The organism is Pedobacter alluvionis (genome assembly GCF_003664035.1).
Lineage (GTDB): Bacteria > Bacteroidota > Bacteroidia > Sphingobacteriales > Sphingobacteriaceae > Pedobacter > Pedobacter alluvionis.
Map to the genome: position 1 here is coordinate 22,838 of NZ_RCCK01000002.1, position 11,043 is coordinate 33,880.

2 protein-coding genes are annotated in these 11,043 nt (G+C 41.2%); both read right to left on the minus strand.

All coding sequences use genetic code 11. The features are described 5' to 3' along the window. Positions 1–36: 36 nt before the first annotated feature. Entirely contained in the window at positions 37–10,716 is a 10,680-nt protein-coding gene (locus BCL90_RS00160; RefSeq protein ID WP_121281958.1) for a non-ribosomal peptide synthetase, read from the minus strand. Positions 10,717–10,728: 12 nt separating this feature from the next. After that, on the minus strand, positions 10,729–11,043 hold a 315-nt coding region (locus BCL90_RS00165), incomplete at its 5' end, for a phosphopantetheine-binding protein (protein ID WP_208647481.1).

The following is an 11,043-nucleotide window of genomic DNA, read 5'->3' on the forward strand; positions in this document are numbered from 1 at the left end:
TGCCTGATCAATGAATTAAAAAATTTAAATACTATGTTATAATGTCAGTGTTTCTCTGGAATCACCGGAAGTGCCATTAAATTCAGCAGACTCCTTCAACCATATTTTCTTTTGGATCTCTTGCGCCAGTGTTTGTATATCAACAGATTGGAAAACATCTTTTATACTAATTGCAACAAGAAAGGACTGGCGGATCTTATTAACCATCGTTGTTGCCTTCAGGCTATGTCCGCCCGATAGGAAGAAGTTGTCCAGAACACCTATTCCTTTAATTTGTAAGATATCTTCCCAAATATCGACCAGAATATGCTCCGTTTCGTTTGAAGGGGCTAGATAAGCAATACCTGAATCAATTTCAGATTCGGCCATAAACAACAAAGCTTTTTTATTAACCTTGCCATTATCGAGTGATGGAAACTGATCCAGTTGAACATAAGTAGAAGGAACCATATAATCGGGTATATTTTTTATCAGGTGCATGGTTACCTGCGATTTGTTCAACTTTTCCGTAGCAACAAAATAAGCAATGAGTTCCTTTTCGGTTTTTTCTTTCTTCTGCCAAAGTACAATGGCCTGTTCAATTGGCCCGAATTTTAACAAAGCATTTTCGATTTCTCCTAATTCTATACGATGCCCTCTGATTTTTACCTGATCATCTTTCCTGCCCACAACTTCCAGTGTTCCATCAGATAACCACCTTCCCAAATCTCCGGTTTTAAACATTTTCTTTCCTTGCAGATAAGGATTGTCCACAAATTTTTCCGCAGTGAGCTCCGGCAAATTCATGTATCCTCTGCAAAGCCCGTCTCCACTGGTACACAGCTCTCCAAAAACACCAATAGGACACAATAAATGATTTCCGGAAAGAACATAAGTGCGGGTATTCTGTATAGGTGAACCCACCAAAATGGGTTTAAATTCATCGACCACATCAATTAAATAAGAGGCGGTAACATCCGAAAGCTCAGTTTGACCATAAGTATTCACAATCTTAAGGTGCTCGTTCCCCTTCTGACATTTTTTTAAAAAATGAGGATTCAATTTTTCACCTGTAAGAATCAGCATATTCAAATGCTCTAGGTTTATCTCCTTTTCGTGCAACAGCAATTCATTGAGCTGTGAAGGAATCAATTCTAACGTATTTACCTGATATCTGAGCGATTGAGCTAATAAAAGGCTGGTATTTAGAAGTTCTTCTCGATTGCAGAAATAAACGCTGCCGCCAACAATCAGCGGAGCAAACAATTGCCATATTCCACCTACAAAATGTAACTCCGAACTGTGACAGATGGTTTCGCCTTCCCTTAAATCAAGTAAACTGATCTTACTGAAAAGGTGATTGATAACTCCTTTATTTTCTATCATGCATCCCTTAGGAAACCCAGTCGAACCTGAAGTGTATATCACAAAGGCAAGATGCCCTGAATCGGCTTCGGATGGTAAATCTTCATAGTCGTAATCACCTGAAGTCTCTATAAAATCAGTCAACCCGACACTGTTGAAGATACCTTTACATCCACTGTCTTTTACAATGAAATCTGCACGCCCGTCAAGGCTCCTGGCATCAACAGGAACAACTCCTGCCCCAGTTTTTAGAACAGCCAAGATAGCAATTATCATCCACTCGCTCCGTTCCAGCTTTATGGCCAGCAAATCGTCAGGCATTAACGCATATTTATTTTTAAGATAAGCCGCAAGGCGATTAGCCATTGTGTTGATTTCTAGGTAGCTAAATTCCTGTACTCCGAAAATCAGCGCGGTAGATAAAGGTGTTCTGGCGACCTGCTCCTCAAAAAGCATTTTCAGGGTTTTACTTTCCGGATAAACCTGCTCCGTATCATTAAACAGGTTTAATAACTTGTGCTCTTCTGCTGCTGACAAATAATTAAGTTCAGTTAATGGCATCGATGGTGCCATGAGAATGGCTTCCAGTAATTGTTCCAGGTGATTCCCAAGCCGATCTACAGTCTCTTTATAAAACAGATCACTGTCGTATTCAATTCTAATCAGTAATTCTTCCCCATTTTCCACACAATCGAAAGTCAGATCAAATTTACTGTTGTTATTTTCGTGTTGTTCATAACCCGTAACGATAAGTTCTCCCATTTTCTTTTCCCGCTGATCGCGTAGCAAATGGTTATTCTGAAGGACAATCATCACATCAAATAAGCTACCCCTGCTAAGGTCACGTTTCAGGTTCAGATCATATACGAGTTCATCAAATGGATACACCTGATGCTCATAAGCACCAAGCATCATCTCTTTCACATTAGCCAGTAAAGCCACAAACCCCTTTCGGGCATCGAAACGTGTTCTTAAGGCAAGGGTATTAACATAAAAGCCAATTTGTTCCTCCAAATCAGCATGGTCCCTGCCCGCTACCGGAGTACCGATCACAATATCCTCCTGGTTGGTATACTTATAGAATAAAGCATTGATCAAAGCGGTTATACCCATAAATAAGGTTTGTCCTTCCAGTTGAAGCAATGCCTTCAATCCGGCAGTCAAACTGGCATTTATACTAGTAGTAACCGTTCCACCTTTAAAGGATTTGAGAGAAGGCCTTGATTTATCGGTGGGCAGATTCAACACCGGAATTCCATCTTCAAATTGCTTCAGCCAATATCCCCTATGCTGACCCATAGCAGTTCCGCTCAACAGCTCCTGCTGCCATACCGCGTAATCTTTATATTGTATATTTAATGGCGGTAACGGAAGCAGGTTTCCATTTACATAATGGTTATACAGAGTTCTCAACTCGTTTACCAGAATACCTGCAGACCAGCCATCACTTATGATATGATGCATCGTACAGGCCAGTATCCATTCTTCTTCTCCTGAGCGTACAAGTACGATTCGGATTAAAGGCCCAGTTGCTAGATCAAATGCCCTGATAAATTCCTGTTTTAAAAACGAACTAATTTCCTGCTCATTTCCCTGACGGAGATCATTAACAGGGAGACTAAAATCAATAGCTGAAAAGGGGATAATAAATTGCCCCGGAATTCCCGCGTCGTCGGCTTTAAAAACTGTCCTCAGGATCTCATGCCGACTAATCAATGCTTTAAATGCATATTTAAGCGCCTCAATATCCAGTATTCCTTCCATCTTATAAATGGCAGGAATATGATAAGAAAGACTATTTTCTTCAAACTGGCTCAATACCCATAGCTGTCGCTGAGAGGAAGACAATGGATAAAAGTCCTGCTCTTCCGCGTTTTTTATCACCTGAAATCCGGTATTATTTTTGGCATTCAACACCCCAACAATACCTTCGATAGTCGGATGAAGGAACACTTCCGGAATGGAAATCTGGAAATCAAGCTCCTTGTGCAGTCTGTTTACAAATGCACCAACGGATAATGAATTCGCTCCGATATCAAAGAAATCATCTTTAATCCCTATATTTTTTAATTGAAGTATGCGTTTCCACAATTCAGCAATTTTGAGCTCAAGTTCAGTTTTTGGCTCCTCATAGTTATCCAGCTGTTCTTCATGCAGCAACTCCGGTACAGGAAGCTTTTTCCTGTCAATTTTACCATTGCTATTTAAGGGAAGTGCCGTCAGTTTTATAAACAGATGAGGAACCATGTAAAAAGGAAGCAAATCTTTTAGATAATGCTTAAGCTCATCGATAGCTAAGTCACTATGCATGACTACATAAGCGCATAACTGATTGTTATTATTCGAATCTTTGCTCACGCTGACAATGGCTTCCTTAACCTCTTCATGCTTTAAAAGCACACTTTCTATTTCCCCAAGTTCAACCCGGTATCCCCTGATTTTAACCTGATCATCTTTTCGTCCTAAAAATTCCATGTTACCATCAGCCATCAACCGACCAAGATCTCCGGTTTTATACATGCGCCCTCCGAGTTCATGATGGAAAGGATCTGCCTTGAAAGACTGTTCCGTTTTTATGGGATCATTGGCATAACCATATGCTACACCAAGCCCTCCAATATACAACTCGCCTGCAACACCTTTCGGAACAGGTCTTAAGTGATCGTCCAGAATATAGAAAAAATTATTGCTGATCGGTTTTCCATAAGGAATGCTTGACCAGGAAACGGTAGAAGATTTCACCGGATAAAAATTAGACCAGACCGTCCCCTCTGTTGCTCCTCCCAGACTGATAATTTGCGCATTTGGGAAACGCTGTATAATCCGATCCGGTAATTGAACCGGGATCCAGTCGCCGCTTAGAAAAACAAGTCTTAGCTCCTCTTGCAGATAACCATCCCTGCCTTCTTCCAGCTCTCCTATAAGATAGTTCATCGTTGTTGGAACCGAGTCCCAGAAGGTGATGTGCTCTCGTTTAAGAAGTTCTTTCAATAAGGCCACATTCTGTACTTCTTCCTGTCTCGCAATAACGATGGCCCCACCCGCGGCCAACAGGCCGAATATGTCATAAACGGACAAGTCAAAACACATAGAAGTAATAAACAGAAGGCGATCTTCAGCCCCGATCTGATAAGTTTTATTTACCCATTCGACCAGGTTTACAGCAGCATTATGAGCTATCATTACCCCTTTAGGACGTCCGGTTGAACCAGATGTGTAAATGGTATAGGCCAGCTGTAAAGGATCAATGTCAACATTTGGATTGCGCTGCTCAAATTCTACTCCGGGGTCATGATCAATCCTTAAAAAGGTGATTTCACTGATTTTTTCTGATAATGGATAAGTTTCATCTGTCAGTATCTTTGCCACTCTCGAATTTAATGCAATATATTCTTGCCTATCTGTTGGATATTCTGGATCTATAGGAACATAGGATGCACCACACTTTAGTATGGCAAACATACCCACGATCATATCAAAACCTCTCTTAACCAGTAAACCAATGTTTTCGGCAGGCAATACTCCCTGCTTTAAGAGCAAGTGTGCAAGCTGATTCGCCTTTTCATTCAGCACTAAATAGCTCATGGTCTCCCCATCTTGAGTTAGCGCAACATGCTCCGGAGTCTTTTTTACCTGATCCTCTAACAAACCATGTAAAGTTTGCTGATCTGAATAAGGTGATATCGTATCATTAAAGTTGTAGAGGATTTCTTTTAATTCAGGCGGTGTTAATAAACGAATGGCTGATAATGGTGTAGTAACATCCTTGCAGAAGCAATCCAGAATGCGGATATACAAATCCAGTGCATATTTAACTTCTGTTTCCCGGAAGTAAGCAGGCGTATATTTAATGCTGATACTTAGGTGATCCAATGTTTTACCGACTTCTACATCAAATAAGGTATTCGTCATCATATTGGCCTGATCGGGTTCCACCAATTTCCTATCGGCATCAAACAGTTTGATATTGGATGCATCATTCAGATCTTTATACAAATGAAAATCTGTATAATTGAGTATGGTATCAAAGATCGGGTTAGACGATCCGGTCTTCTCTTCTATGATTTTAGCAATTTCACTAAGATGGATCTCATTTGGTTTCACGGTTGTCAAACAATTATTAACCGACTTCAGAAAGGACAGGATATCCATCGGTTTTGACACATCCACTCTTACTGGGACAGTATTCAAAAAACAGCCCATAATATATTCGCTGTTATCTAACGGCGGCCTATCGTGGGTAACCATACCGGTAACTACATCCTGCTCTGCGCAAATGGTATGTAATAAATACAAATGAGCGGCAAGACAAATTGACTTAAATGCCAGCTGATGCTTGGTCGACAAGTCCTGCAATCTAAGTAAAAGATCTCCCTTAACCGTATGAGAAACATATTTCATGCCGGTATAATCGCTGATCTTAGTTCCTTTGTAATTGAAAGGGAGCTTATTTCTGGTATAACCAGCAAGCAATTCTTTCCAATACATTTCTACGGAAGGCGTTTTTTCCCTGCCCAGAAAAACTGCACAATAATCCTTATAGGTGTTTTTGAGCGGAGGCAGGCTCAGCATATCTTTTCCTGCTAGTAGCTCCGTCAATTCTTTGTTAAAAATAGAAACACTCCAGCCGTCGATTGCCGCATGATGGATACTCCAGGTAATGAAATACCGCTCTCCATTCAGGTGATGGATTTTAAAACGCCACAGGATCTCATCATCAAAATCCAATCTAACCAAAAGGTCCTTCTCGAGAAAGTTACGGATATGCGCCTGTTGTTCTGCTTCCGTTAAGGCCGACAAATCTTCGTAAGAAATCGGCAAATTGATGGTATCTAAAACCACCTTTACCGGCTGACTAAAAGTCTTAATAAAATATTTGGTTCTTAAAATCGGATGTCTTTGCACCAGGGCTTCCACACCTTCTTTAAATTGATTGAAATCTTTGATTTCAAGAAAAAACAGAAATTGATCGTAATACACTGGTGCCGCAGGATTCAGCGTTGAAGAATAGATCATTCCCTGTTCTACCTGAGAAACCGGATATATATCTTCATAAATATCAGGCAAAACATTTTTTGCCTGATCTTCCTCCTCTATCTCCTCCCTAATCTTTTGTATTTTTTTAAGCCCTCTGGTCAGATTGGAATAAACATCTTCCTGAGCAACTCCGTCCTCAGCTGCATCCAGCCACAAGGACAGCTCAGCGATGGTCTGATGTTCATATAACTTTCCAATGCTAATGCTTTTATTTAATTGCTTTTTGATCTGCACAATGAGGCGTATGGCTTTGATCGAATCGCCGCCCATCGCAAAGAAATTGTCATTCACACCAACGAAGTGTTTTTCAATATTTAGCACCTGACTGAACAAGCTGGTCAGATCTGCTTCGAGCTGGTTTCTTGCCGCCTGATAAACCACACCAGTAGTCATAGTCAATCCTTCAGGTAGAGGCAATAATTTCTTATCAACTTTCCCGTTCTTTGTTAATGGGAATTGTTCCAGCATAATAAAGTGTGCAGGTACCATGTACTCCGGTAAACTAATCAAAAGAAAATCCCTAAGGTCGTTAACAGTTAAGGTATGATCTGACACGATATAAGCAGCAAGAAATTTATCTCCCTCCTTGTTTTCTCTGGAAATAACCACAGCATCAGTAATCTGGTCGTGTTTATCAAGTGCATTTTTGATTTCTCCCAATTCTATCCGGAAACCTCTTATCTTTACCTGATCATCTATCCGGCCCAGATATTCCATTTCGCCTGTTTCTAACAAACGTACTTTATCGCCGGAACGGTATAACCTGTCTGGAAAAAACAGGTTGGAGATGAACCTTTCGTTTGTCAGTTCAGGTCGGTTCAAATATCCTCTGGCCACTCCTTTTCCACCCACATATAACTCTCCGGGAATACCTACAGGTAATAAGTGCTGAGAAGGGTCCAGAATATAGCAGTTAAGGGTAGGAATAGGCTTCCCGATATTGCTGTTATTGTGTATGATTTCCAGTTCGGTAATCTCTTTATAGGTTACGTGTACCGTCGTCTCTGTAATACCGTACATGTTGATCAACTTGATCTCAGGATATTTTCGTTTCCAGTTCAACAGTTTACCCGGGCTTAAAGCTTCCCCTCCAAAAATCACATAACGCAGGTCTGAGAGCTGTTCAGAACTTTCCTGATCTACCCTTATCAGGTGATAAAATGCAGAGGGCGTTTGGTTTAAAATCGTTACCCTATTATCCTTTAATAAGCGATGATAGGAAGAAGGATCTTTTGAGGCCATTTTCGACACCAATATCAGCTTACCGCCAAACAGAAGTGCACCGTACATTTCCCATACAGAGAAATCAAAGCTATAGGAATGAAACATCGTCCAGACATCATTTTCATTGAAATCGAACAATGGATTTTCGTTCATAAAAAGCCGTACCACATTGTTGTGTTGAACAAGTACCCCTTTAGGAAGACCTGTAGTCCCGGAGGTATAGATTACATAGGCAAGACCATCAGGAGAAATATCCAGTCCCGGGTTTTCGGAAGACTGTAAAGCGAGGATACGATTGTCGTATTGATATTTTTTTCTCGGGAGGACATTTCGGCTAGAGTTCCGCTTATCAATTGTGATAAGGGCATCATACCTATACCTGGTCAGCTCATTTTCCGTTTCATAAATTTTATTGCTGAAGCTGATGCTTTCGATCTCAGGTATATCAGACTGCATGTCTTCAAAAAAGCCGCGTGCGACGAAAAGATCTGCTGAAAAATCAGTTTTAGTAAGGTACTTTTTATCTTTATTTAAACGCTTAAAATCTTTTAGGTCATCCAGCATCTGCTCTTTGAGTTCGACATCCATAATATCTCCGATAAACAATCTGCCATCAGCCCCCAGCAAGGAGATGGCATCTTTAAGCACCTGTCTAAGGTAATTAAGTCCATGGAAATGCTGAATAACACTATTGATAATGATCAGGTCGAATTCCCCTTCTTCCAGGTCTTTAATGTCATGGGCCGCGAGATGCTTTAGCTTTACATTTGTGAAGCCTTTCTTTGCTACCATATCCCTGGTATTCTCCAAAATCACCGGAGAGATATCTGTTCCGTAATACAGGCCGACATTTGCTGCGATCTTACTTAGGGTCAGACCTGAGGAACAACCTATTTCCAGCACACGGCTTTGGCCATTCAGTGATCCATTCAGCTTCTGAAAGGCATTCATCGCATACTCTTCCATTTCCTTTTCAGAGATCGCTTCAGCGGTAAAACTACTGCTCCATCCTCCTCCGGTAATCTGATCCACAGCCTTTCTGCCCACATGGTCCCACAAGTCCTGATTCATCATGACATTCTCTACCACTTCTTTTTCCTGATGTACATCTGTACTGTCCAAACAAAGGTAGTACTGCAGCGCCCCGACCGACCATTGCAATCTGTTGGCCAGCTCCAGGTATGATTTTTCAGTAATGATGGTTCTGATGCCTGCATCTTTAATGATGAACTGCAAACGCTCCTCAGGCGTTGTCGTATCCATTGGAATATACATTCCTCCGGCTTTGAGTACCCCGAGCATGGCAGCGATACAGTCCGGCTTTTTATCCAGCAAAATCCCTACCCCTTCTTCGGGCTTTAAGGCAGTTTTATGGATCAGAAAATTTGCGATCTGATTGCTCCGTTCATTCAGCTGCCTGTAAGTCAGGAGATCGTCCTCAAGAACTACGGCAATATGATCGGGCACACGAGCTACCTGCTCTTCAAAAATTGCAGCAATATGAGTATCTTCAGGATAAGCCGCATGGCCCCGGTTGAAAGAAGTAACCAGATTTTTGTCTGCAACAGTCAAATAATCCAGTTCTTTTAAAGCCATTTCCGGTTGGACCACAACAACCGACAATAACTGTTCAAAATGAGCAATAAGTCTTTCTATGGTACTTTTCAGATAAATATCTGTATTGTAATCGATGGTCACCAATAACGCTCCATTGATTTCTCTGAAGTCAAACCTGAGGTCAAACAGACTTACGACCTGCGAAGGAGCATCAAAAGAGCTAACACTCAATTCACCCTGATCTGATGTCTCAAGCTGATGTGCAACAATATCAGTATTCTGCAGCACCACAACCACATCAAAAAGTGCATGACGGCTGATATCCGTTGCTGTTTGTACAGCCTCCACTAATTCATCAAAAGGATAATTCTGGTATTCAAAGGCTTCTAGGGTAACTTTGTTTACTTTCTCAAAAAGCTCCTTAAAGCTTCCGCTACCATCAAACCTGCTGCGCAATGGAAGCATATTTACATAAAAACCAATCTGATTCTCAAGGTCAATATGGTCCCTACCTGCAATAGGACTTCCGATAATGATATCTTCCTGATAAGTATAACGATATAATAATGCGTTTACAGTTGCCAGTAAACCAACAAAAAGTGTTCCGCCAAGTTCCTGACTGAGCCCTTTAATGGCTTGACTGAGTTCAGGACTTATCTTTCTGGATACCGTACTGCCGTTATAGGTTCTGATGGCCGGTCTTAACTTATCTGCGGGTAATTCCAATATAGGCAGGCTTCCCCCGCATTGTTCCAGCCAATACGCCCGGTGTTGCTCAAAACCCTTTTCTTTCAGCTGATCTTGTTGCCAGGCAGCATAATCTTTATATTGAAGGCTTAAAGGCTGATGACCTCTTGGTTTTTTCTGCGTATAATTCTGGTATTCCTGTAGCAGTTCGCGAATTAAAACGCCCATTGACCAGCCATCACTGATGATGTGATGCATGACATAGGTAAATACCCATTTCTGATCATCCGTTCTGAAAAGACCGGCCCTGAGCAGACAACCTGCAGAAAGGTCAAAAGGTCTGCTTAATTCTTCCTTCACGATACGCATGAGTTCATTTTCCCTTGATCTAAGGTCTTTTTGAACGATGCTGAATCCTGTTTCATCAGGACCAATAATAAATTGGCTGATCTCTCCCTCCTCATCTTCGCGAAATGCAGTTCGAAGGCTTTCATGACGGATGATCAATGACCGGAATGCATGTTGAAAAGCATTTATATCCAAAGCCCCTTCTAAAACAAACATTCTACTCATGTTGTAGGCAACACTTCCTTGTTCATTCTGGCTCAATACCCATAACCTTCGCTGTGCAGAGGAAAGCGGATAATGACTCCTTATCCCCGTATTGGGAATACTCAGTCGGAAAGCATCACTGAAATTCTCCTGGTTGTTATTCAATAGAAACTGTGTAAGCTCGTCCTTCCGTTCTTTAATAATAGCGATCAACGCCGGATCAGGCTGTACACCTCTGGTAAATACATTTAATTTACCATCAATTACCTCTAATAAAATATGATTATCCCGGATATCTTTCAATAATTGCTTCATAGTGTCAGTAAATTAAATCTCTATTCTTACCAGATTTTCTTTATTCTCGAGTTGTTTATTATGATCCAGAATGAAAATAATCTGTTCGCTAATTGTTTCTATAGTGGGTTCCTTAAATATGCTCTGTATGCCAAGTTTTACAAGAAATTTCCTGCTGATCCGGGTAATCAATTGTGCCGCTTTTAGGCTATGCCCGCCCAAATCAAAGAAATTGTCTTTTACACTGATGCTCCCCGCTTCCAGTCCGAGTACCTCAGCCCAGATCAAAACCAAGGCTTCTTCTACCTCATTTCTTGGTGCTGTGTATCCCTTGTCCAACTGGGAAGT

Coding starts and splice junctions, on each gene's coding strand:
- BCL90_RS00160 (WP_121281958.1), bottom strand. CDS start 10,716: ATGAAGCAATTATTGAAAGATATCCGGGATAATCATATTTTATTAGAG.